General features: G+C 71.5%; 21 protein-coding genes. 11 read left to right on the top strand and 10 right to left on the bottom strand.

All coding sequences use genetic code 11. From position 1 onward, the window contains the following. Window positions 1-224 precede the first annotated feature (224 nt). From ACFQQI_RS09550 to ACFQQI_RS09530, 5 genes are all read left to right on the top strand, one after another. Entirely contained in the window at window positions 225-686 is a 462-nt protein-coding gene (locus ACFQQI_RS09550; protein ID WP_378561488.1) for a TrkA C-terminal domain-containing protein, read from the top strand. Next, window positions 683-1,978 carry an SLC13 family permease gene (locus ACFQQI_RS09545; protein WP_378561485.1) on the top strand — a complete coding sequence of 432 codons (1,296 nt, stop codon included), beginning with the start codon at window positions 683-685 and terminating at the stop codon, window positions 1,976-1,978. The genes ACFQQI_RS09550 and ACFQQI_RS09545 overlap by 4 nt, the downstream gene beginning before the upstream one ends. A 109-nt stretch (window positions 1,979-2,087) precedes the next feature. Next, the gene (locus ACFQQI_RS09540) at window positions 2,088-4,025 is read left to right on the top strand and encodes a thioredoxin domain-containing protein (RefSeq protein WP_378561482.1); all 1,938 of its coding nucleotides are present in this window, start codon (window positions 2,088-2,090) and stop codon (window positions 4,023-4,025) included. A 25-nt stretch (window positions 4,026-4,050) separates the two neighbouring features. After that, window positions 4,051-5,544 (top strand): aldehyde dehydrogenase family protein, encoded by a 1,494-nt coding sequence (locus tag ACFQQI_RS09535; RefSeq protein WP_378561478.1) that lies wholly within the window; start codon window positions 4,051-4,053, stop codon window positions 5,542-5,544. A gap of 55 nt (window positions 5,545-5,599) precedes the next feature. After that, window positions 5,600-6,310: a hypothetical protein gene (locus tag ACFQQI_RS09530; RefSeq protein ID WP_378561475.1), complete on the top strand. Its 711-nt coding sequence runs from the start codon at window positions 5,600-5,602 to the stop codon at window positions 6,308-6,310. Between the two features lie 6 nt (window positions 6,311-6,316). Here the strand turns inward: ACFQQI_RS09530 and ACFQQI_RS09525 are convergent, their stop codons facing one another. Continuing rightward, window positions 6,317-7,294, bottom strand: coding sequence for a DUF5937 family protein (locus ACFQQI_RS09525; RefSeq protein ID WP_378561472.1), 978 nt, complete (start codon window positions 7,292-7,294; stop codon window positions 6,317-6,319). A 56-nt stretch (window positions 7,295-7,350) separates the two neighbouring features. Between ACFQQI_RS09525 and ACFQQI_RS09520 the strand changes: the two genes are divergently transcribed. Next, complete coding sequence (locus ACFQQI_RS09520) at window positions 7,351-8,607, top strand: MFS transporter (protein WP_378561469.1); 1,257 nt, start codon at window positions 7,351-7,353, stop codon at window positions 8,605-8,607. Here the strand turns inward: ACFQQI_RS09520 and ACFQQI_RS09515 are convergent, their stop codons facing one another. The 4 genes from ACFQQI_RS09515 to ACFQQI_RS09500 form a co-directional block, all read right to left on the bottom strand. Beyond that, window positions 8,608-10,167, bottom strand: coding sequence for a methyl-accepting chemotaxis protein (locus tag ACFQQI_RS09515; protein ID WP_378561466.1), 1,560 nt, complete (start codon window positions 10,165-10,167; stop codon window positions 8,608-8,610). A gap of 172 nt (window positions 10,168-10,339) precedes the next feature. Continuing rightward, window positions 10,340-11,686, bottom strand: coding sequence for a flavin-containing monooxygenase (locus ACFQQI_RS09510; RefSeq protein WP_378561463.1), 1,347 nt, complete (start codon window positions 11,684-11,686; stop codon window positions 10,340-10,342). Beyond that, window positions 11,683-12,816: a serine hydrolase domain-containing protein gene (locus ACFQQI_RS09505; RefSeq protein ID WP_378561460.1), complete on the bottom strand. Its 1,134-nt coding sequence runs from the start codon at window positions 12,814-12,816 to the stop codon at window positions 11,683-11,685. The genes ACFQQI_RS09510 and ACFQQI_RS09505 overlap by 4 nt, the downstream gene beginning before the upstream one ends. A gap of 46 nt (window positions 12,817-12,862) precedes the next feature. After that, a complete protein-coding gene (locus ACFQQI_RS09500; RefSeq protein ID WP_378561457.1) occupies window positions 12,863-13,594 on the bottom strand; it encodes a hemolysin III family protein in 732 nt (243 codons plus the stop codon). A gap of 117 nt (window positions 13,595-13,711) precedes the next feature. Between ACFQQI_RS09500 and ACFQQI_RS09495 the strand changes: the two genes are divergently transcribed. The 3 genes from ACFQQI_RS09495 to ACFQQI_RS09485 all read left to right on the top strand — a co-directional run bounded on the left by ACFQQI_RS09495 (window position 13,712) and on the right by ACFQQI_RS09485 (window position 16,957). Then, window positions 13,712-14,482: an isoprenyl transferase gene (locus ACFQQI_RS09495; protein ID WP_378561454.1), complete on the top strand. Its 771-nt coding sequence runs from the start codon at window positions 13,712-13,714 to the stop codon at window positions 14,480-14,482. A 317-nt stretch (window positions 14,483-14,799) separates the two neighbouring features. Continuing rightward, complete coding sequence (locus tag ACFQQI_RS09490) at window positions 14,800-16,158, top strand: PhoH family protein (RefSeq protein WP_378561451.1); 1,359 nt, start codon at window positions 14,800-14,802, stop codon at window positions 16,156-16,158. A 133-nt stretch (window positions 16,159-16,291) separates the two neighbouring features. After that, the gene (locus tag ACFQQI_RS09485; RefSeq protein WP_378561448.1) at window positions 16,292-16,957 is read left to right on the top strand and encodes a lytic transglycosylase domain-containing protein; all 666 of its coding nucleotides are present in this window, start codon (window positions 16,292-16,294) and stop codon (window positions 16,955-16,957) included. A gap of 22 nt (window positions 16,958-16,979) precedes the next feature. Here ACFQQI_RS09485 and ACFQQI_RS09480 read toward each other — a convergent pair whose 3' ends face one another. From ACFQQI_RS09480 to ACFQQI_RS09470, 3 genes are read right to left on the bottom strand one after another with little or no spacing between them, the layout of a single operon-like run. Continuing rightward, a complete protein-coding gene (locus tag ACFQQI_RS09480; protein WP_378561445.1) occupies window positions 16,980-18,380 on the bottom strand; it encodes a class II fumarate hydratase in 1,401 nt (466 codons plus the stop codon). Beyond that, window positions 18,377-19,060 (bottom strand): spermidine synthase, encoded by a 684-nt coding sequence (locus ACFQQI_RS09475; RefSeq protein WP_378561442.1) that lies wholly within the window; start codon window positions 19,058-19,060, stop codon window positions 18,377-18,379. Before ACFQQI_RS09475 ends, ACFQQI_RS09480 begins: the two co-directional genes overlap by 4 nt. A gap of 21 nt (window positions 19,061-19,081) precedes the next feature. Continuing rightward, entirely contained in the window at window positions 19,082-19,369 is a 288-nt protein-coding gene (locus tag ACFQQI_RS09470) for a zf-TFIIB domain-containing protein (protein ID WP_378561440.1), read from the bottom strand. A gap of 71 nt (window positions 19,370-19,440) precedes the next feature. Here ACFQQI_RS09470 and ACFQQI_RS09465 point away from each other — a divergent pair, with 71 nt between their 5' ends. Further along, window positions 19,441-19,641, top strand: coding sequence for a hypothetical protein (locus tag ACFQQI_RS09465; RefSeq protein WP_378561437.1), 201 nt, complete (start codon window positions 19,441-19,443; stop codon window positions 19,639-19,641). Window positions 19,642-19,654: 13 nt separating this feature from the next. On the opposite strand, the gene ACFQQI_RS09460 is transcribed toward ACFQQI_RS09465, so the two are convergent. After that, entirely contained in the window at window positions 19,655-21,355 is a 1,701-nt protein-coding gene (locus ACFQQI_RS09460; RefSeq protein WP_378561434.1) for a fumarate hydratase, read from the bottom strand. Window positions 21,356-21,399: 44 nt separating this feature from the next. On the opposite strand from ACFQQI_RS09460, the gene ACFQQI_RS09455 reads away from it, so the two are divergent. Beyond that, window positions 21,400-22,041: a DUF1707 domain-containing protein gene (locus tag ACFQQI_RS09455; protein ID WP_378561431.1), complete on the top strand. Its 642-nt coding sequence runs from the start codon at window positions 21,400-21,402 to the stop codon at window positions 22,039-22,041. A gap of 3 nt (window positions 22,042-22,044) precedes the next feature. Here the strand turns inward: ACFQQI_RS09455 and ACFQQI_RS09450 are convergent, their stop codons facing one another. Next, window positions 22,045-23,268 carry an ABC transporter ATP-binding protein gene (locus ACFQQI_RS09450; RefSeq protein WP_378561428.1) on the bottom strand — a complete coding sequence of 408 codons (1,224 nt, stop codon included), beginning with the start codon at window positions 23,266-23,268 and terminating at the stop codon, window positions 22,045-22,047. Between the last annotated feature and the right edge of the window lie 4 nt (window positions 23,269-23,272).

Here is a 23,272-nt window from a genome sequence, read left to right as displayed (position 1 = left end):
GCGCTGCGCCGTCGTACCGCCTGCCGATGCCGGAAATGGGTGGCAGACCCCATTCGTACGCCGCGCCCGGCCCGGTTGACTCGATGACGTGCCCGCCCCGTCCCGAAACCTGCTGCTCCGAGTGCCCGGACGGCCCGCCGTCCGGGGGCTCGGCGGGCGCAGGCGCGGCGGCGCCACCGTGGCCGGGGCGGGCGCACCACGCACCGTGCCGGGGGGCAGCTGAGATGGAGCTCGCGGTCTCTGCGGGGATGCTGTGCGCCGCCATCGGGTTCGCGGTGGGCCTGGCGATCGGTCGAGGCAGGCAGCCGCGTTGGGCCGAGAAGGGCAGCTTCGTGCACAAGGTGTCCATCGGCTTCGCCGTCCTGGACCGCCTGGACGGCGTGCTCCTCCGCTTCGAGGTCGAGCCGGACTCGAAGCTGGCCGGGGTCGAGGTCTCCGAGCTGCGGCTGCCCACGGGGTCCGTCGTCTCGCTGATCGCCCGGGGTCCGACCGTCTTCGTGCCCGACGAGCGCACCGTGCTGCGCACCGGTGACCAGGTGCTGGCGGTGGCCGCCCGCGGTCAGGTGGCCCAGGTCGAGGACCGACTGCGTTCGGTCAGCAGGTACGGCCGGCTCGCCGGCTGGTACGAGTCGCTCGACCTCCGGAGGTCCGCGGTCGCACTGGGCGCGCGGAGGGGCGCGGCGTGATCCTGGTCTCCGCCGCCATCTCCGTCTTCATCGTCAGCTATGCCCTGATCGCCACCGAACGGGTCCATCGGGTCGCGGCGGCCCTCGGTGGCGTGGCCGGGATGACGGTGATCGGCCTGGTCGACGCGGAGTCTGCGTTCTTCGACCACGAGACCGGCATCGACTGGAACGTCATCTTCCTGCTGTTCGGGATGATGGTGATCGTCGGCGTGCTCAAGCAGACCGGCCTGTTCGAGTTCCTCGCGCTCTGGGCGGCCCGCACGTCCGGCGGTCGGCCCTACCGACTGCTCGTCCTGCTCGTCCTGATCAGCGCCGCCGTGGCGCCGATCCTCGACAACGTCACCTGTGTCCTGCTGGTCGCGCCGGTCACGCTCGCCGTCTGTCGACAGCTCGGGCTCCCGTCCGCGCCGTACCTGATCGCCCTCATCCTCGCCTCGAACATCGGTGGCACGGCCACCCTGATCGGGGACCCGCCGAACATCATCATCGGCAGCCGCGCGGGGCTGAGCTTCGTGGACTTCCTCGTCCACTCGCTGCCGCTGACCGTCATCCTCCTGGCCGGGTTCCTGCTCCTCGCTCGGTGGATGTTCCGTCGCTACTTCGAGACGGCGATCGACGTCGGGGACGTCCTGGGGGACCTGCGCCCGCGTGACGCGATCACGAACATGCGGATGCTCGTGCGCTGCCTGGTCGTGCTGGCGCTCGTCATGGTGGCGTTCAGCCTGCACACCGTGCTCCACCTGGACCCTTCGGTGGTCGCCATGATGGGCGCCGGCGTGACGGTCCTCGTCTCCCGGACCGAGCCCGAGGAGTTCCTCGAGGAGGTCGAGTGGGGCACGCTCGCCTTCTTCATGGCGCTGTTCGTGCTCGTGGGCTCGCTGGTGCAGGTGGGCGTGATCGGCAGGATCGGCGAGGCCGCCGCGGAGGCGATGGGGGACCACGAGCTGTTGGCCGCCACCGTGCTCCTCTTCGGCTCAGGCGTCGTCGGCGCGTTCGTCGACAACATCCCCTACACCACGGCGACGGTGCCGATCGTCGAGGACATGGTCGCCGCGACACCGACCTCCGGGGCCGACAGCCCGCTGTGGTGGTCGTTCGTCTTCGGCGCCGACCTCGGTGGCAACGCGACGGCGGTCGCCGCCGGGGCCAACGTCGTCGTGCTCGGCATCGCGGCCAGGGCCGGAGAGCCGATCAGCTTCTGGCAGTTCACCAGGTACGGCGTCGTCACGACCGTCGCCACGCTTCTCGTCGCCTGGGTCTACGTCTACCTGCGCTACTTCATCCTCGCCTGACCGGGCGTGTCCCGTGCGGCGTGGTGAGTCCTCCTACGCTGGGGAACGAGCACCTCCTGCGCGGCTCGTCCACAAGAGTGCAGCTGTCACTGGATCGGAGCACTGCCTGATGGCCAACCGACTGGCGTCCGCGACCAGCCCATATCTGCTCCAGCACGCCGACAACCCCGTCGCCTGGTGGGAGTGGGAGCCGGCGGCGTTCGAGGAGGCGCGGCGGCGCAACGTGCCGGTGCTGCTCAGCGTCGGGTACGCCGCCTGCCACTGGTGCCACGTGATGGCGCACGAGTCGTTCGAGGACGAGGCGACGGCGGCGTACCTCAACGAGCACTTCGTGAGCATCAAGGTCGACCGCGAGGAGCGGCCCGACGTCGACGCGGTCTACATGCAGGCGACCACCTCGATGACCGGCCACGGGGGCTGGCCGATGACCGTCGTGCTCGACCACGACGGCAACCCGTTCTTCGCCGGCACCTACTTCCCGGACCAGCCGCGGCACGGGCAGCCGTCGTTCCGGCAGGTGCTGGAGGCGCTCCACGACGCCTGGACCAATCGGAGTGCCGAGGTCGCCGACGTCGCGGCCACGCTGCGCGACCACCTGTCCTCGCAGGCCCTCGCCACCGCCGGCGCCCCGATCACCCGCGAGGTGCTGGACGCGGCGGTGCGCGGGCTCGCGGCGGAGTTCGACCAGGTGCACGCGGGCTTCGGTGGCGCGCCGAAGTTCCCGCCGTCGATGGTGCTGGAGTTCCTGTGGCGGCACGGCGAGCGCGACATGCTCGGCGCGACGCTCGAGGCGATGGCGCGCGGCGGCATCCACGACCAGCTCGGCGGCGGCTTCGCGCGCTACTCGGTTGACCGCTCGTGGGTGGTCCCGCACTTCGAGAAGATGCTCTACGACAACGCGCTGCTGCTGCGGGTCTACGCCGACTGGGGCACGCCGCTCGGCGACCGGGTCGCGCAGGACGTCGCCGGGTTCCTGCTCGCCGAGCTGCGCACGGCCGAGGGCGGCTTCGCCTCGGCCCTCGACGCCGACTCCGAGGGGGAGGAGGGCACGTTTTACGTCTGGACGCCGGCCCAGCTCGTCGAGGTGCTCGGCCCCGACGACGGCGCGTGGGCGGCGCGGCTGCTGACCGTCACCGACGCCGGCACGTTCGAGCGCGGCGCCTCGACCCTGCAGCTGCTGCGCGACCCGGACGACGAGGACCGGTGGGCCGACGTGCGACGCCGGCTGCTCGACGCCCGGTCGCTCCGGGAGCGGCCCGCGCGTGACGACAAGGTCGTCGCCGCCTGGAACGGCCTCGCCATCAGCGGCCTCTGCCGGGCCGGGTACGTCGACGAGGCCCTCGCCGCGGCCGACCTGCTGTGGCGGGTGCACCTGGTCGACGGCCGGCTTCGTCGCGTCTCCCGCGACGGCGAGGTCGGTTCTCCGGCCGGCGTCCTCGAGGACCACGGCTGCGTGGCCGCGGGCTTCCTCGACCTGCTCCAGGTCACGGGCGACCCGGTCTGGCTCGAGCGCGCCCGCCACCTGCTCGACACCGCGCTCGAGCGATTCGCCGCCGCCGACGGCGGCTTCTTCGACACCGCGGACGACGCCGAGGCGCTGGTCGCGCGGCCGCGTGACCCGTCCGACAACGCCTCGCCGTCGGGGCTGTCGTCGATGGTGCACGCGCTGTCGACGTACGCCGCGATCACCGGCTCGGGCCGGCACCGCGACGCTGCCGACGCCGCGCTGACGACGGTGTCGGTGATCGCCGAGAAGGCCCCGCGGTTCGCGGGCTGGTCGCTCGCCGCCGCCGTCGCGATGAGCGGCGGACCGCTCGAGGTCGCGGTCGTCGGTGCGGAGTCCGAGGAGCGCGACGCGCTCGAGCGGCGCGCGCGGCGGCACCCTGGAGCGGTGGTGGTCGTGGCCGACGGGCCGACCGACGACATCCCGCTGCTGACCGGCCGGACCGCGGTCGACGGCGCACCCGCGGCGTACGTCTGCCGCGACCTCGTCTGCGAGCGTCCGGTGACCACGGTGGACCAGCTGGACGGAGCCCTGTCGCGCTGACGCTGACAGCACTACTGTGACGGTCATGACCCAGGCGCCCGCACGACAGCAGTCCGGCTCGACCTTCGAGTCGCTGAACCCGGCCACCGGCGAGGTCGTCGGCACCCACCCGGTGCAGACCGACGACGAGGTGCGCGCCGCCGTCGGCCGGGCCCGCGACGAGGCCGTGTGGTGGGCGGCGCTGACCTTCGACCAGCGCAAGCAGCACCTCAACGCCTGGAAGACCGCGATGACGCAGCGGCTCCCCGAGCTCGCCGACCTCGTGCACCGCGAGATGGGCAAGCCCGAGTCCGACGCGATCCTCGAGGCGGGGCTGGCGATCGAGCACATCGCCTGGGCAGCCGGGCACGCGAAGAAGGTGCTCGGCCGGCGCCGGGTCTCCTCCGGGATGCTGATGGTCAACCAGGCGGCGACGGTCGAGTTCAGGCCGCTGGGTGTCGTCGGCGTCATCGGCCCGTGGAACTACCCCGTCTTCACGCCGCTCGGCTCGATCGCCTACGCGCTCGCGGCCGGCAATGCGGTCGTCTTCAAGCCCAGCGAGTTCACGCCCGGCGTCGGCGCGTGGATGGTGCAGGTCTTCCAGGAGGTCGTCGGGCGCCCGGTTCTGCAGCTGGTCACCGGTCTCGGCAAGACCGGCGCGGCGCTGTGCCGCGCGGGCGTCGACAAGCTGGCGTTCACCGGGTCGACCGCGACCGGCAAGAAGGTGATGGCGGCCTGCGCCGAGACGCTCACGCCCGTGGTCATCGAGGCGGGCGGCAAGGACTCGGTCATCGTCGATGCGGATGCCGACGTCGCGGCCGCCGCCGACGCCGCGCTGTGGGGCGCCTGCGCCAACGCCGGCCAGACCTGCATCGGCGTCGAGCGCGTCTACGTGCACGAGAAGGTGTACGACGAGTTCGTCTCGACGATCACCGAGAAGGCGCGCGGCCTCGAGGCCTCCGGCGACGGCAAGATCGGCCCGATCACGATGCCCAGCCAGGTCGGGGTGATCCGCAGCCATGTCGAGGACGCGCTGGCGCGCGGCGGCCGGGCGGTCGTCGGCGGCGCCGACGCCGTGGGCGACCGGTTCGTGCAGCCGACGATCCTGGTCGACGTGCCGGAGGACTCGCTCGCGGTGCAGGAGGAGACCTTCGGCCCGACGATGACGATCGCGAAGGTGCGCGACATGGACGAGGCGGTCGAGCTCACCAACGCGACCCGCTACGGTCTGGGCAACACGGTCTTCAGCAAGGCCAACGGCATGGCGATCGCCGAGCGCATCCGCTCGGGGATGTCGGCCGTCAACGGCGTCATCAGCTTCGCCGGCATCCCGAGCCTGCCCTTCGGCGGCGTCGGCGACTCCGGCTTCGGCCGCATCCACGGCGCCGAGGGGCTCAAGGAGTTCACCTACTCCAAGGCGATCGCGCGCCAGCGGTTCAAGCCGATGATCAACGTGACGTCGTTCGAGCGCACGGCGAAGGCCGAGCAGCAGTTCGCCAAGGTGCTCGGGCTGCTGCACGGCCGCGGCAAGAGGCGCTGAGCCGCACCTCAATCTGGCGACGCGCCTCCGGCCGGGCGCGCAGTACGGTGCGCGCGTGGCGGACTGGCGTCTCCAACCGGCGGTCCGGGCGCTGTCGGCGGCGACCGCGGCCGGTGCCGTCCTCGGTCTCGTCGTCGGCGGCATCGGCGGCCGCGTCGCGATGGGAGTCCTGGCGTCCCAGAACCCCGAGGACGCCGGAGTCATCTCCGACGACGGGTTCGAGATGGGTCGCATCAGCGCGGGCGGGACCGCGCAGCTCCTCTTCTCCACGCTCCAGCTCGGTCTGGTCGGCGGGCTCATCTACCTCGCCCTGCGCACGCTCGCGATCGGGCCGTCCTGGTTCCGGATCGCCTGCCTGACCGCGGGAGGCACCGTGGTCCTCGGTGCCGCGCTCATCCACCAGGACGGCGTCGACTTCACCCTCCTCGACCCGGACTGGCTGCCGGTCGTCCTCTTCCTCGCCATCCCGCTGGTCTTCATCCCGGCCGTGGCGTTGCTGATCGAGCGCTGGCTGCGACCGACCAGCTGGTTCCAGACGGCGAAGATCGAGAAGGTCGCTCCGCTCCTGGCCGTCTGGATCTTCTCCGGCCCTCTCCTCGTGCTGCCGATCGTCGGGCTCGGCCTGGCCTACGGCGTGCACACCTTCGCCGCAGAGTTGTCGGCGACGGCGAGGAGCGTCGTCGCGTGGCTGCTGCGGGCGGGGTTCGGCGCGCTGGGGGTCTTCGCCCTCCTCGCGCTGATCGGCGACATCGACGCGGTCACCTGATTCCGCTCAGGAGGCCGCGCGCACCAGCTCGTCGCCGAGCCCCGAGCGCAGGTAGAGCACCGACCGGCCGTGGCGGGCCGAGGTGAGCAGGCCGGCGTCGCGCATCGCCCGCAGGTGCTGGTTGACCGCGCTGGTCGTCACGCCGAGCCGGATCGCGAGCTCGGTCGACGACGCGGGGGAGTCGAGCAGTGCCAGCAGCCGGGCCCGGACGTCGCCGACCAGGCCGGCCAGTGCTCGCGGCGCCGTGGGCCGGTCGCTCTGCCAGAGCGTGCCGCCGCCGCGTGCTCCGTACAGGATCAGCGGTGGCTCGTCCGGCGAGATCGGCGCCGTCGCGTTGATGGTGAACATCGACGGCGCGAGCGTCAGGCCCTCGCCCGCCGTCGAGCGACGGAAGCCGACCTTCGACGACATGTGGACGTGCACGACGTCGTCGATCAAGCGGATGCGCGGGGACAGGTCGGCGAACATCGCCGCCAGCCCCTCACGCGCGATCGTGCGGCCGCGGAAGACGATGTCGGCCTCGAGCACCGCCCGCATCCGCGGCCACCACGGCTCGAAGCAGGCGGTCCAGTACGCCGCGAGCGCGTTCGTGATGCGGCGCCGGATCCGGTCGCGGCGGCCGGTGAGCACGGCCGGCCGGGTCGCCGGATCGGGGTGCACCTCGGCGATGTCGTCGCGCACCACGTCGAGCGGTGTCTCGGCGAGCGCGGCGAGCTCGTCGCCGAAGCGGGTCAGCGGCGACCACGGCCTCGGCGTGAGGAAGTCCGGGGTCCACATGCGCTCGTTGGTGAGCGCGAGCAGCATCTCTCCGTCGAGGTCGGCGCGTGCCGACGCGGTGAGCTGGAGCCAGGGCAGCTGGAGCGGGTAGCGGCCCGGCTCGCGCCAGGTGCGCAGCGACAGCGCGACCTCGTTCATGGGAGAGAGGGCGAAGCGGACCTCGCCGAGGTCCCCGCCGCCCAGCTCGTACTCGATGCGCCCGACCATGAAGCAGGACGCTACATCGTTGGTGGGCGCCCGGACGGCCGTGGGAGAACTCTCCCGTGCTCGATCGCCTCCACCGCCTGCTGCTCCCGTCCGACCCCGTCGAGCGTGCCCTCGCCGCCGCGACCATGGCCGGGGCGCTCGCGACCGGCCTCTTCTACAGCGTCAGCGCGCTGTACTTCACGCGCGTGATCGGGCTCGAGGCGACCACGGTCGGGGTCGGCCTCACGATCGCGGGCGCCGTCGGCGTGCTGATGTCCTTCGCGGGCGGGTACGCCGCCGACCGGGTCGGCGCCGACCGCCTCCAGGTGTGGGCGAACGCCGTACAGGGCCTGGCGTTCCTGGCGTACGTCGCGGCCGACGGCGTGCTGAGCTTCGTACTCGTGGCGTGCGTCGCGGTCGGCAGCCGGAGCCTCCAGGGAACGGCCAAGGCGACCGTCCAGGCGCGCTGGTTCACCGGCGCGGAGCGGGTCGAGATCCGGGCCCGGCTGCGCGTGATCACCAACGTGTTCATCGGCCTCGGCACGGTGCTCGCCGGCGCCGCGCTCGTCGCCGACACCGCCACGGCGTACCAGCTGACGATGCTCGCGGTCGGCGCCTTCGCGCTCCTCGCGACGGTGCCGCTGCGCGGCCTGCGGGGCCGGGCCGAGGGCTTCGGGCGCTGCATGGACGCGCACCTGGCCGTCGACCGGGTCGTCGGCCCGTCGCCGCTGCGGGACCGCACCTACCTCGGCGTGGTCGCGCTCAACTCGGTGATCGCCATGCAGTTCGGCATGACCTCGGTCGGCGTGCCGCTGTGGATCGTGACTCGCACGGAGGCGCCGGAGGTGGTGGTCTCCCTGCTGCTGGTGCTCAACACGGCGATCGTCGCGCTGTTCCAGGTCCGCGCCGCGCGCGGCACCCACGACGTGCTGGTGGCCGGCCAGACCATCCGCCGGGGCAGCCTGCTGCTGGCCGCCGGCTGCCTCCTCTACGGCGCCGCCGGGAGCACCGGGGCCGTCCTGGCCGTCGTGCTCCTCGTCCTCGGCGAGGTGCTCGGCTCCTGGGCGGAGGTCTGGTGCGAGGCGGGCGCGTGGGGCCTGGCGTTCGAGCTCGCCGACCCCGCGAGCGCCGGGCGCTACCAGGGCCTGAACCAGACCGGGTACGCCGTGGCCAGCATGATCGCTCCGGCGCTCGTCACGGCGACCGCGGTCGACCACGGGCTGCCGGGCTGGCTCTTCCTGGCCGTCGTGTTCGCCGGTGCCGGCGCGGGCGTGGCAGTGATCGCCCGCGGGGCCTCGGTCCGTCGTACGTCGGAGGTGGAGCTGGTCGCCTGATCAGCCGATCGTGAAGCGGCCGACCTCGGTGCGCAGGCCCTGCGCCATCCGGGCCAGCTCGTCCACCGCGGACAGGGTCTGGTCCACGGCCTGCCTCGTCGACGTGGCCACGCTCGCCACTGTGGAGATGTTGGTGGCGATCTCGCCGGAGCCGGCCGAGGCGTCGCCGACGTTGCGGGACATCTCGTTGGTCGTAGCGGTCTGCTCCTCCACCGCGGAGGCGATGGTGAGCTGGTAGTCGTTGATGGAGGCGATGATCGTCGAGATCTCGCCGATGGCGTCGACGGCGCCGGTCGTGTCGGCCTGGATGGCCTCGACCCGGCTCGCGATGTCCTCGGTGGCGCGGGCGGTCTCCTGGGCGAGCTCCTTGACCTCGTTGGCGACGACGGCGAAGCCCTTGCCGGCCTCACCGGCGCGAGCGGCCTCGATGGTCGCGTTGAGGGCGAGGAGGTTGGTCTGCTCGGCGATCGAGGTGATCGTCTTGACCACGTTGCCGATCTCCTGGCTGGACGCACCGAGCTTGGCGACCGACTCGTTGGTGGTCTCCACGATGCCGACCGCCTGCGAGGCGACGCGGGCGGCCTCGTTGGCCGACTGCGAGATCTCGCGGATCGACGCGCCCATCTCCTCGGCGCCGGCGGCGACGACCTGCACGTTGCGCGAGACCTCGTCCGCGGCACCGGACACCACCCCGGCCTGGGCCGAGGTCTCCTCGGCGCCGGCCGAGATCTGACGGGCGGACGCCGACAGCTCCTCGGACGCCGCGGCGACGGCGTCGGCCGACCCCTGCACGGTCGCCACGATGCCCGCGACGGACTCGATGGTCTGGTTGAACGCGATCTCGAGGTCGCCGACGTCGCCCGACGTCTTCTCCTCGAGCCGGTGGGTGAGGTCGCCACCTGCGAAGCGCTGGAGGGCGGCCACCGCACCGGTGAGCGGGCGGACCAGGCTGCGGGTGATCGCCCACCCGAGGAGCCCGGCCAGCAGCATGCCGAGGGCGCCGAACACGAGCACCTTGGTCCGGGTGCCGGTCACCTCGTCGTCGAGCGCGCCGGCGGCCTCGACGACGTCCTCGGCGAGCAGCTCGACGGCGGCACCCAGGACCTCGTCCATCGCCTCGTTCGCCTTCTGGATCTCCTCGACCCGCTGCGCGTCGCCGGCGACGGCGGCGTCGACGAAGTCGCTGATCCGGGCGACGTACGTCGCGAACGCCGCCTCGACCTGGTCGATCTTCTCCTTGTCGTGGTCGTCGAGGTCCAGCTCGCGCAGCTGCGCGATCAGGTCGGCGACCTGGGCGGTGTCGTCGGCGACGTCCGCCTGCGCGATGGTCGGGTCCTCGAACGTCAGCGCCTTGAACCCGTCGACCTTGAGCTCACTGGAGCGGGTGTCGAGGGACTGGTAGAGCGAGCGCGCGTCGTCGTGCGTGCGGACGCGGTGGGAGTCGTGCTGCACGGCGCCGGCCGACGTCCACGCCACGGCCGCGACGAGCAGGGTCGACGCGAGGCCGATGGCAGTGATGGCGGCGATGCGACGACCGACCGTCCAGCGGAGGTTTCTCATGCTCGAGGCATCGGCCGCTACCGCGAGGGCCTGAGAGGTCGTTGTGAACTTGATCTCATGGGCGGGAGGTTGGGTGGTTCAGGCCGAGGGCCTGGGCGTCGCAGCGACGACGAGCCCACCAGGCCGGACGACCACGGCATCTCCTGGGGACATCCGGGCGTCGCGGACGTCGTCAGCGCTGGTTGGCGCCGACCCCCGCGCGCTCCATGCCCGCCTCGATCTCGGCGTGCAGGTCGAGGCAGTAGCGGCCGAAGTCGATCTGGATCGTGTGCCGCGGCGCCGAGTAGTACTGCTCGAGGTGCGCCGCCTCGTCGGCGCGCAGGATGCGCTCCTGCTCCTCGACCGAGGGCAGCACGTAGGAGCCGTCGAGCAGGCGCGCCAGCAGCTTGGACTGCTGCTCGGCGAGGTTGACGATCGTCGGTGACGACTGCGCCAGGCCCAGGAAGAAGAGGTGGTCGACGCCCGGCCTGATCATCCGCTTGAAGAGCGGGTAGCGGTGCTCGGAGTCGGGATGCAGGTCGGCCTCGTCCTCGTCGAAGAACGGGAACTCCATGTTGTAGCCGGTCGCGCAGACGATCACGTCGGCCTCGACCGAGGACCCGTCGGCCAGGTGCACGGTCGACCCGTCGAGGCGGACGATCTCCGGGAGCATGTGGATGTCCCCGGACCCCGCCTTGGTGAGGAAGTCCGCGCTCACCGACGGGTGCGCCGCCAGCGGCTCGTGGTCGGGCTCGGGCAGGCCGTAGGTGCTCATCGAGCCGACCAGCTCCCGGATCAGCGCCCGCGACGCCGCCAGCGCCTGCTCCTTGGGGATGTCGGGCGGCGCCATCACCTTGTCGGCCGGCTGTCCGTTGCGGTACTTCGGCAGCACCCACACGCCCCGCCGTGCGGAGACGTAGAGCTTCGACGCCATCCACGGCGCGGACAGCTCGCTGGCGATGTCCATCGCCGAGTTGCCCATCCCGACGACGATGACGCGCTTGCCGCGCATCTCCATCGGCTCGAACGGCGAGACGTAGGCGTGGCTGTGCAGGACGACGCCGTCGAACGAGTCAGCGTGCGCGGTCGCCCAGGCGGGCAGCCGCGGGGACCAGTGGTGACCGTTGGCGACGACGAGGTCGGTGTAGGAGCGCGTCTCGCCGGTGGAGAGCGTGACCTCCCAGCCCTCGGAGGTACGACGTGCGCGCTCGACGCCCGTGTGGAACGTGATCGCGTCGCGCAGGCCGAAGTGGTCGACGTAGTCGCGGAAGTACTGGTGGATCAGCGTGTGGTGCGGGAAGTGCGGCCAGTCCGCGGGAGCCGGGTACTCCTCGAACTGCAGCCGGGTCGTCGACGTGTCGATGTGCAGCGACTCGTAGACCGCCGACCGCCCGTTCGGGTTGCGGAAGTACCAGTTGCCGCCGACGTCGTCGGACATCTCGAACTGGTCGTAGTCGATGCCGTGCTCCTTGAGCCGCTTGGCCGTCGTGATGCCGGAGCAGCCGGCGCCGATGATGCAGACGCGGGTTCCCTCGGTCATGCCAGGACCTCCTCGATGCAGGTGAAAGCGGTGCGCAGATAGGCATCCGTGCGCGGTGACGACGTGAAGTGGGGGATCATCCGGTTCATCGCGTAGGCGACGGTGGTGCGCCGGTCGAGGTCGTTGACGACGATCGAGCCGCCGTACCCCGTCCACCAGCAGACCCGGCCCGCGGGCACCGCGGGTGCGGTCGGGTGGGGGAGCCCGTAGCCGATGCCCCAGCGCAGCGGCACCAGCAGCACCAGGTCGGGACCCTCGGCCTGCACCTCGAAGATCCGGTCGATCGTCTCCTTCGACAGCAGGCGCACGCCGTCGACCTCGCCGCCGTGCGAGACCACCGACTGCACCCGGGCGATCGACCGGGCGTTGCCGTGCCCGTTGGCCGCCGCGACCGACACCTGCCGCCAGGGAGCGGTGTTGCAGAAGCCCCCGATGTCGAGGGCAGGGTTCACGAGCGTCGGGACGAGCAGGTTGCCCTCCGGCAGCGCCGCGAGGTCGAGACCGCCCGGGGGTGGGGGGACGAGGTCGGCGCATCGCTCGAGGGCGTCACCGGGCACGCCGAGGTGGAAGTCGGCGCCGAGCGGCTCCGCGACCAGCGTGCGGAACCGGTCCGCGAGCGTCGACCCGGTGGCGCCGCGGACGATCCCGTCGAGCAGGTGGCCGTAGCTGAGCATGTGGTAGCCGGACGCCGTGCCCGGCTCCCACCACGGCTCCTGCGCGGCGAGCAGCCCCGCGGCGTACGGCAGGTCCATCAGGCCGGCCGGGTCGAGGGTGTCGCTCCAGCCGGCGTACCCCGACGTGTGCCCGAGGACGTGCCGGACGAGGACGTCGCGGCGCGAGAACTCCGGCCAGTACGTCGCGACGGGCGCGTCCAGGTCGACCTCGCCGCGGTCGGCGAGCACGAGCAGGGTGAGCGCCGACATCGTCTTCGTGACCGACCACGTGTGGACGAGCGTGTCCGCCTCCCACGGCCGCCCCGGCGACGCCTCGCCGCCCCACAGGTCGGCGACGACCTCCCCGTCGTGGACGACGGCGAGGGAGGCGCCGACCTCGCTCCCGTCGGAGAGGCCGCGCTCGAGGAGGTCCCGCAGCGGCTCGAACGACGGATGGCAGGTGCCCGAGACGGTCATGCCCGCCAGAATAGGAACAGGTTCTACTTCTTGCCTAGGGGCCTGCTCAGCGCAGCGAGTACGTCGCGAGCGAGACGCCGACGTAGTGCGAGACGAACGCGAGGATCGTGAAGGTGTGGAACACCTCGTGGAAGCCGAACCACCGCGGCCACGGGTTGGGCCGCTTGAAGCCGTAGACGACGCCGCCGAACGTGTAGAGCGCGCCGCCGACGATGATCATCACGAACGTCGCGACGCCGATGCCCAGTCCGAGCCGGGTCGCGCCGTCGAAGAAGGACGGGATGAAGAAGATCGCCGCCCACCCGAGCGCGATGTAGATCGGCACGTAGAGCCACCGCGGCGCGTCGGTCCAGAAGACGCGGAAGGCGACGCCGAGCACCGCCCCGCTCCACACGGTCGCCAGCAGCACGACCTGGGCGGTGCCGTCGAGCAGGAGCAGGCTGAACGGCGTGTAGGAGCCCGCGATCAGCAGGAAGATGTTCGAGTGGTCGAAGCGGCGCAGGAACGCCCAGACCCGCGGCGACCACGTGCCGGTGTGGTAGATCGCCGACACGGTGAAGAGCACGAGCGCCGAACCGGTGAACAGCGCCGAGCCGATACGGGTCATCGCGGTCGGGGAGAGGCAGATGAGCACGACGCCCGCCGCGAGCGTGAGCGGGGCGGTCGCGAGGTGCAGCCAGCCGCGCATCTTCGGCTTGATCTCGGCCTTGAAGTCCGCGACGGCATCGCGGGCGTGGTCGAGCCCGCTGCGCATCGCGTGGTTCATGGCCTGGTTCATGACCGAGACCGTACCCGGCGTACGTGCACGGAAACGGCACGAGCGGTGAACGTCACCACAAACCGGGGTTCACGCATCCGTCCACGCCAGGACCCCTGCGCTCGCTACCATCGACAGGTGGACTGGAAGCGAGGCCTGCGACGGGTGCTCTATCCGGCGTACGAGGCCCGCATGCTGCGCCGGATGCCGGAGAGCATCCCGAAGCACGTCGGCGTCATGCTCGACGGCAACCGCCGCTGGGCCAAGGCGGTGGGTCGTGACACGGCTCACGGGCACCGCGTCGGTGCCGCCAACATCGAGCCGCTGCTCGGCTGGTGCGACGAGGTCGGCATCGAGGTCGTCACGCTCTGGCTGCTGTCGACCGACAACCTCAACCGGCCCGAGCGCGAGCTGCTGCCGCTGCTGGAGATCATCGGCGAGGCGGTCGCGTCGCTGGCCGACCAGCGCAAGTGGCGGATCCACCCCGTCGGCGCGCTCGACCTGCTGCCGGCGCCCGTCGCGGAGAAGCTGAAGGCCGTCGAGGAGGCGACCCGCGACGTCGACGGCATGCTGGTCAACGTCGCCGTCGGGTACGGCGGCCGCCGCGAGATCGCCGACGCCGTCCGCTCGCTGCTGCACGAGTCCGCCGCGAAGGGCATGTCGCTCGAGGACCTCGCGACGGTGATCGACGTCGAGCACATCGCCGAGCACCTCTACACCAAGGGCCAGCCCGACCCGGACCTGGTGATCCGCACCTCGGGGGAGCAGCGCCTCGGCGGCTTCCTGCTCTGGCAGTCGGCGAAGTCGGAGTTCTACTTCTGCGAGGCCTACTGGCCCGACTTCCGCCGGGTCGACTTCCTGCGCGCCATCCGGGCCTACGCGCAGCGCGACCGGCGGTTCGGTTCCTGAGGAAGTCGCGAAGCGACTGTCTCGAAGGGCGGTTCGTAGGTCTGGTAACCGAGCCTTCACCCTCCGTTCGGGCGTGTCGTCCGCGGACGCGTGGTGTGGCGGCGTACTTTCGCGGGTATCGGGGAGTGGGGAAGCTCTTCGTATCGGGAGGCCCGTTCGTGAGAATTCACGACTGCACCACGCACCACCGGGGGGAAGTACCTCGATGGCGCGTGTCCGGGAGCCGGCACTCCGGCGCTCGGGTCCGTTCCGGTCCATCAGTGTGAGCAGATGGCCGGGCGTGGAGTGCCCGCCGGCCTGCCGAAGGGGTGTCATCCGTGCCGACCCAGGCCCAGAAGTCACAGCGCTCCGCCTCCACCGAGGACCCCGCGACGCCGCCCGCCGTACGCACCTACGTCCTGGACACCAGCGTCCTGCTCGCCGACCCGGGCGCGCTCCGGCGCTTCGCTGAGCACGAGGTCGTGCTCCCGGTCGTGGTGATCACCGAGCTGGAGGGGAAACGGCACCACCCCGAGCTGGGCTTCTTCGCCCGGACGGCCCTGCGGATGCTCGACGAGCTCCGGATCACCCACGGGCGGCTCGACGAGCCCGTCCCGGTCGGTGACGAGGGCGGCTCCGTCCGCGTCGAGCTCAACCACACCGACCCGGAGTCGCTGCCGTCCGGCTTCCGCCTCGGCGACAACGACACCCGCATCCTGGCGGTCGCGCGCAACCTCGCCAACGAGGGCCACGCGGTCACGCTCGTGTCCAAGGACCTGCCGCTGCGCATCAAGGCGTCCGCGGTCGGGCTGGATGCCGAGGAGTACCGCGCCGAGGCCGTGAGCGACTCCGACACCGGCTACTCCGGCATGGCCGAGCTCGAGGTCGCCGCCGCGGACCTCGACGAGCTGTACGACGACGGCGTGCTCGACCTCGAGGCGGCGCGCGAGCTGCCGTGCCACCACGGGCTCGTGCTGCTCTCCGAGCGCGGCACGGCGCTCGGCCGGGTCGGCCCCGACAAGCACGTGCACCTGGTGCGCGGCGACCGCGAGGCGTTCGGCATCCACGGCCGCTCCGCCGAGCAGCGGATCGCCTTGGAGATGCTGCTCGACCCGGAGGTCGGGATCGTCTCCCTCGGCGGCCGCGCCGGCACCGGCAAGTCCGCGCTCGCCCTGTGCGCCGGGCTCGAGGCGGTGATGGAGCGGCGCCAGCACAAGCGGGTCGTCGTCTTCCGGCCCCTGTTCGCGGTCGGCGGCCAGGAGCTCGGCTACCTGCCGGGCTCGGAGTCGGAGAAGATGTCGCCCTGGGCGCAGGCGGTCTTCGACACCCTCGGCGCGATCACGACGCGCGACGTCATCGACGAGGTGCTCGACCGCGGCATGCTCGAGGTGCTCCCGCTGACCCACATCCGCGGCCGGTCGCTGCACGACGCGTTCGTCATCGTCGACGAGGCGCAGTCGCTGGAGCGCAACGTGCTGCTCACCGTGCTGTCGCGGATCGGCGCGAACTCCAAGGTCGTGCTGACCCACGACGTCGCCCAGCGCGACAACCTGCGGGTCGGCCGGCACGACGGGGTGGTGGCGGTGGTCGAGAAGCTCAAGGGCCACCCGCTCTTCGCCCACGTGACGCTGACCCGCTCCGAGCGCTCGCCGATCGCGGCGCTGGTGACCGAGATGCTGGAGAACGTCACCCTCTGATCCGGGACCCCTGAGCCCCCTGTGACTGCTGTGGCGGGGGAGGCGGTCGGCCGCCGTCCGGTTTTGCGCCGACCTCCCCCGTCAGGCAGGGTGGCGCGAGTCTGTCCGAGCCGTCTACCCCTCCCGAGAGCCCTTGTCGAAGCACGCCAAGTACGTCCCGAAGCACCGCCATGCCCCCGACTCGACCCTGCGTGAGGCGCCCCGGAAGGCGCTGCGGACCGGCCTGGTGATGACCTCGGTCGCCGCTGCCGTCACCGGTGTCTCGGTCGCGGGCGGCGTCCTCGGCTCGTCGCCGGCGCAGGTGGCCACGACCGCACGGGACCTGAGCGGGAGCATCGACGACGACGCCCGGTCCGGCGGGTCGGCGGCCGCTGCGGACCTCGACCGCGACGTCGTCTCGCGCTCGGCCGACCGCGACCGCCGCGCCGACCCCACCAAGGTCAGCGCCCTCTCCGTCGACAGCGGGCCCGCCCGCACGGCGTCCGTCAGCGTCTCGGACGGCGACCCGCGCGACATCGCCGCGGCGCTGATGCCGAGCTTCGGCTTCTCCTCCGACCAGTTCGGCTGCCTCGACTCCCTGTGGACGCGCGAGAGCAACTGGGACCCCGCCGCCCACAACCCCTCCTCCGGCGCGCACGGCATCCCGCAGGCGCTCCCCGGCTCGAAGATGGCCACCGCCGGCTCCGACTGGGAGTCCAACCCCGTCACCCAGATCACCTGGGGTCTCGGCTACATCCAGGATCGCTACGGCAGCCCCTGCGGCGCCTGGGCGCACTCGGAGTCCAACGGCTGGTACTGATCGGGGCCGCGAGCTCGCAGGCTCACTCGCGAGGGCGTGACGTCATCGACTCCACGTCGAGCGCCTCGTCGAGCTGGGCCTCGGTGAGCCCGCCGCGCTCGACGTACCCGAGCCGGATGACGGTCTCGCGGATCGTCGCGCCGTCGGCGAGCGCCTGCTTGGCGACCTTCGCCGCAGCCTCGTAGCCGATGTGCTTGTTGAGCGGCGTGACGACGGAGGGCGAGGACTCGGCGTACTGCCGCATCCGGTCGGCGTTCGCCGTGATGCCGTCGACGCAGCGCTCGGCCAGCAGTCGGGACGACGCGGCGAGCAGGCGGACGGACTCGAGGACGTTGCGGGCCATGACCGGCATCGCGACGTTGAGCTCGAAGCTGCCGCTGGCGCCGGCGGCGGTGACCGCGGCGTCGTTGCCGATCACCTGGAAGCAGACCATGAGCGTGGCCTCCGGCAGCACCGGGTTGACCTTGCCCGGCATGATGCTCGACCCCGGCTGCAGGTCGGGGAGGTGGATCTCGGCGAGGCCGGTCGTGGGACCCGATGACATCCAGCGCAGGTCGTTGCAGATCTTGGTGAGGCCGACCGCGTAGGTGCGCAGCACCCCGCTGAGCTCGACCAGCGAGTCGCGGGTGCCCTGCGCCTCGAAGTGGTTGCGCGCCTCGGCGAAGGGCTGGGCGCTGGTCTCCGACAGCACGGCGATCACGCGCTCGGCGAAGCCGGGCGGCGTGTTGATCCCGGTGCCGACCGCGGTGCCGCCCAGCGGGAGCTCGCGGACGCGGGGGAGCACGGACTCGAGCCGCTCCGCGGCGTACCGCACCGTCGCGGCGTAGCCGCCCAGCTCCTGGCCGAGCATGACCGGGGTGGCGTCCATCAGGTGGGTGCGTCCGGACTTCACCAGCCCGGCGTAGTCCTCGGCCTTGCGCTCGAGGCTGCTCGCGAGCACGTCGAGCGCGGGCAGCAGGTCGCCGACGACGGCGAGCGTGGCGGCGACGTGGATCGCGGTCGGGAACGTGTCGTTGCTCGACTGGCTCGCGTTGACGTGGTCGTTGGGGTGCACCTCGGTGCCGGCGCGCTGGGCGAGCGTGGCGATGACCTCGTTGGCGTTCATGTTCGAGCTCGTGCCCGAGCCGGTCTGGAAGACGTCGATCGGGAAGTCGCCGTCGTGCCGGCCCTCGACCACGGCGTTCGCCGCCTCGACGATGGCCGCCGCGTGCGCCGGCTCGAGGATGCCGAGCTCGCCGTTGACGCGCGCCGCCGCGGCCTTGACGCGGCCGATCGCGTGGATCAGAGCGGGCTCGATCGGGGTGCCGCTGATCGGGAAGTTCTCCAGGGCGCGCTGCGTCTGCGCCCGCCACAGTGCCTCGGCGGGCACGCGGACCTCGCCCATGCTGTCGTGCTCGACCCTGAACTGCCCGGTGTCGCTCATGTCTCGGACGTTACCCGCGCGACGTAGAGCCAGTACTCCTCGTCGCGGTCCTGGAGCAGCACGTCGTGCCGGTGGCCCTCCGCGCTGTCGAAGACCGCGTCCAGCGTCTCGACGAGCTCCGGCGCCTCGGCCGCGGACCAGATCGCCAGCGCGCCGCCGGGTCGCAGCACCGCCCGGGCCGCGCGGAGGAACGGCTCGCGGTAGAGCGCCGCGTTGGCCTCGTGGACCAGGTAGCCGGGGCCGTTGTCGACATCGAGGAGCACCAGGTCGTACGACGCGGGCGGGGCCTCGTCGATCGCGACCGCGATGTCGGCCACGACGATCCTGACGCGCTCGTCGGCCAGCATCGCCGGCCCGTGCGGGATGGTGCCGTCGCGCATCCAGTCGGCCAGCGCCTGCTCGATCTCGACGACCGCGCACTTCTCGACCCGGCTGTCGGCGAGCACCGCGTGCATGGTGAAGCCGAGGCCGAGCCCGCCAACCGCGACGGCCTTGGGGTCCGCCACCTGCGCCAGCGCCGCCTCGGCCAGTGCCTGCTCGGTGCTGGTCTCGAGGGTGTCCATCACGAACACGCCGTTGGCGCGCAGCTCGATCACGCTCGGGGCGGTGTCGTCGCGCCGCTCGCGCAGCACCAGCTCCCCGCGCTCGGTCTCGGCCCGCGCGATCTCGACGTACTCCACGGACCCGAGCCTAGGAGGGGCTCAGTCGAAGATCTCGCTGAGCCAGCTCTCCTTGCGCTTCTTCTTGTAGTAGCCGCCCTGCTGGTAGGGCTGCTGGTACTGCTGTTGCTGCTGGTAGTGCGGCTGTTGCTGTTGCTGCTGCTGGGGCGGCGGCGCGGCCGGCGGAGCCTGCTGGCCGAGCGAGCGGTCGATGATCTTGTCCAGCTCGCCCCGGTCGAGCCACACGCCGCGACAGGTCGGGCAGTAGTCGATCTCGATGCCGCTGCGCTCACTCATGACCAGGGTGGTGCCGTCGGTGGGGCACTGCATGTCGGTGTCCTCTCGTAGCTCATCTGGTCGAACGGACGAGTCCCGCGGAGGGTTCCGGGTACGGAAGCACCATGGCTGACAAGAAGCAGGACGAGGGACAGGTCTCCGAGGTCAGCGGGTTGCGCGACCCGGGAGAGCCGATCTCGGACGGCGACGCGGTCGCCGGGCAGCCCGACGGTGCCGACGAGGGCCCGACCGGCCCCGACGCCGTCACGTTCGCCGAGAAGCAGCGCCGCCACCCCGGCAAGGGCGACCCCGAGACCACCGGCTGAGCCGCCGGAGCCGCTACTCCGCCGAGCGCACCCGGATGCCGCTGAGCGGCACGGTGACCTCGCCGGAGGGGTCGGTGAAGAAGTCGTTGCCCTTGTCGTCGACGACGATGAACGCCGGGAAGTCCTCGACCTCGATCTTCCAGACCGCCTCCATGCCGAGCTCGGGGTACTCGATGACCTCCTGGCTCCTGATGCAGTCCTGGGCGAGCCGGGCGGCGGGGCCGCCGATCGAGCCGAGGTAGAAGCCGCCGTGGGTGCCGCACGCCTCGGTGACCTGCTTCGAGCGGTTGCCCTTGGCGAGCATCACCATCGAGCCACCGGCGGCCTGGAACTGCTCGACGTACGAGTCCATCCGGCCGGCGGTGGTCGGGCCGAAGGAGCCGGACGCCATGCCCTCGGGCGTCTTCGCGGGGCCGGCGTAGTAGACCGGGTGGTTCTTCAGATAGGCGGGCATCTCCTCGCCCGCGCCGAGCCGCTCCTTGATCTTCGCGTGCGCGATGTCGCGGGCGACGACGAGCGGGCCGGTGAGGGAGAGCCGGGTCTTGACCGGGTGCTTCGAGAGCTCGGCGAGGATCTCAGGCATCGGGCGGTTGAGATCGATCGAGACCACCTCGCCGCCGGAGATGTCCTCGGCGACACCCGCCTCGGGCATGTAGTGGGCGGGGTCCGTCTCGAGTTGCTCGAGGAAGACGCCCTCGGGCGTGATCTTGCCCAGCGCCTGCCGGTCGGCCGAGCACGACACCGCGATCGCGACCGGGCACGAAGCGCCGTGCCGCGGGAGCCGCACCACGCGGACGTCGTGGCAGAAGTACTTGCCGCCGAACTGCGCGCCGATCCCGAAGGACTGGGTCAGCTTGAAGACCTCCTCCTCGAGCTCGACGTCGCGGAAGCCGTGCGCCGCCATCGAGCCCTCGGTCGGCAGGTTGTCGAGGTAGTGCGCCGAGGCGTACTTCGCGGTCTTGAGGGCGAACTCCGCCGAGGTGCCGCCGATCACGACCGCGAGGTGGTACGGCGGGCAGGCGGCCGTGCCGAGCGAGCGGATCTTCTCGTCGAGGAACTTCAGCAGCCGCTGCGGGTTCAGGATCGCCTTCGTCTCCTGGAACAGGAACGACTTGTTGGCCGAGCCGCCGCCCTTGGCCATGAAGAGGAACTTGTACTCCGGCTTCCCGCTGGTCTGAGGCGTCGAGTAGAGCTCGATCTGTGCGGGCAGGTTGGTGCCGGTGTTCTTCTCGTCGTACGTCGTGAGCGGCGCGAGCTGGCTGTAGCGCAGGTTGAGCTTCGTGTAGGCGTCGTACACCCCGCGCGAGATCGCCTCGCCGTCGTCGGCGCCGGTCAGCACGCCCTCGGACTTCTTGCCCATCACGATCGCCGTGCCGGTGTCCTGGCACATCGGCAGCACGCCGCCGGCGGAGATGTTGACGTTCTTGAGCAGGTCGAGCGCGACGAAGCGGTCGTTGCCGGACGCCTCGGGGTCGTCGATGATCTTGCGCAGCTGGGCGAGGTGGGCCGGCCGCAGGTAGTGGGAGATGTCGTGCATCGCCTCGGCGGTCAGTAGCTGGATCGCCTCCGGCGCCACGCGCAGGAACGTCTGGCCGTCCGCCTCGAAGGTCGAGACGCCGTCGGTCGTGATCAGCCGGTACGGCGTGTCGTCCCGGCCGGTGGGCAGCAGGTCGGAGTACAGGAACTCTGCTTGGTTCGGGGGAGGAGTCGCCACGAACGTCGAGGGTATCCCGGACCCCGCCCATTACGCTGACCGGCATGGGTGACCTCGAGCCGCGGCCCGGCTCCGATCCGGCACGGCTGCGCATCTCCGACGCCGACCGCCACCGCGTGGCGGAGATCCTCCGCGAGGCGGCGGGCGAGGGTCGCCTGGACCTCGACGAGCTGGACGAGCGGCTGGAGGCGACGTACGCCGCGCGCACCTACGCCGACCTGGTGCCGATCACCAGCGACCTGCCCGCCCACCGGCCGGCGCAGGCGCCGGCGCCGCGCCCGGCCGTCGGCGCGGCCGTCCGCTACGACTCGTCGGTCGCCGTGATGAGTGGAGTCACCCGCAAGGGCGTGTGGGAGGTCGGACCGACGCACACGGTGTTCTCGCTCATGGGCGGCGCCGACATCGACCTGCGCGAGGCGGTGTTCACCGGCCCGGAGGTGGTGATCACCGCCAACACCCTCATGGGGGGCGTCGACGTGATCGTCAACGAGCGCACCAAGGTGGTCGTCGAGGGCATGGGCATCATGGGCGCGTTCGAGCAGGCCCGCGACAAGGTCGAGCCGCAGCTGAGCGACGACTCACCGGTCGTGCGGGTCCGCGGCGCCGCGATCATGGGTGCGGTCACCGTGGTGCGCAAGGGGCCTCCCCGGGGACGGCGCCCGAAGAGCCTGCACAACCCTCACTGACGGTCAGCCGGCCGCGCTCGGCTGCGCGGCGGCGTCCTCCATGGCGTCCGACGGGATCCGGCCGGCCCGCTCGCGGTCGACGGTGAGGTTCTCGCCGGTCGAGGGGTCGAAGAGGTGGATCTTCGAGCCGTCGACCCAGATCTCCGCCTCCTCGCCCTCCGAGATCCGGCTGGCGCCGTCGAGCGAGACGACGAGCTGCGTGTGCAGCGACTCGCCGTCGAGGTCGCGCTCGAGCTGGCGCAGCTGCTCCTCGACCTCCGGCGGCGCCTCGAACGGGATGTAGGCGTAGGTCTCGTTGCCCAGCCACTCCACGACCTCGACCGTCGCGCGGAACGTCGAGCCGGCGGACCGGTCGGTCTTCACCGACGCGTCCTCGAAGTGCTCGGGCCGGATGCCCGCCATCAGCAGGCCCTTGCCCGCGGCCTTCTCTGCCTTCTCGCGGGGCATCTCCACCGTGCCGAACGGCAGCTTCACCGACGTACCCTCCACCGTCGCCGGCAGGAAGTTCATCGGCGGCGAGCCGATGAAGCCGGCGACGAACAGGTTGCCGGGCTGCTCGTAGAGCTCCCGCGGCGTGGCGAGCTGCTGGAGCACCCCGCGCTTGAGCACGGCGACCCGGTGCCCGAGCGTCATCGCCTCGGTCTGGTCGTGGGTGACGTAGACGGTGGTGATGCCGAGCCGCTTCTGCAGCCGCGCGATCTCCGTGCGCATCTGGCCGCGGAGCTTCGCGTCGAGGTTCGACAGCGGCTCGTCGAAGAGGAACGCGTCGGCCTCGCGGACGATCGCACGTCCCATGGCCACGCGCTGCCGCTGGCCGCCGGAGAGGTTGCCCGGCTTGCGCTCGAGGTGCTCCTCGAGCTCGAGGGTCTTCGCGGCCTTCCGCACCTTCTCGTCCACCTCGGTGTCGGGTGCCTTCGCGAGCCGCAGCGGGAAGGCGATGTTCTCGTAGACGCTCAGGTGCGGGTAGAGCGCGTAGTTCTGGAACACCATGGCGAGGTTGCGCTCGCGCGGGGCCAGGTCGTTCACCACCTTGTCGCCGATGACCATCTCGCCGGACGTGATGTCCTCCAGGCCGACGATCATCCGCAGCAGCGTGGACTTCCCGCAGCCGGACGGGCCGACCAGGATCATGAACTCGCCGTCCTGGACGTCGATGCTCACGTCGTTCACGGCGGGGAACCCGTCGCCGTACTGCTTGACGATGTTCTTCATGTCGATGGAGGCCATCGGG

The sequence above is a fragment of the Nocardioides sp. GCM10030259 genome (genome assembly GCF_042666375.1).
Lineage (GTDB): Bacteria > Actinomycetota > Actinomycetes > Propionibacteriales > Nocardioidaceae > Nocardioides.
The sequence above is the reverse complement of the archived record's forward strand: the minus strand, read 5'-3'. Positions and strand labels throughout refer to the sequence as shown.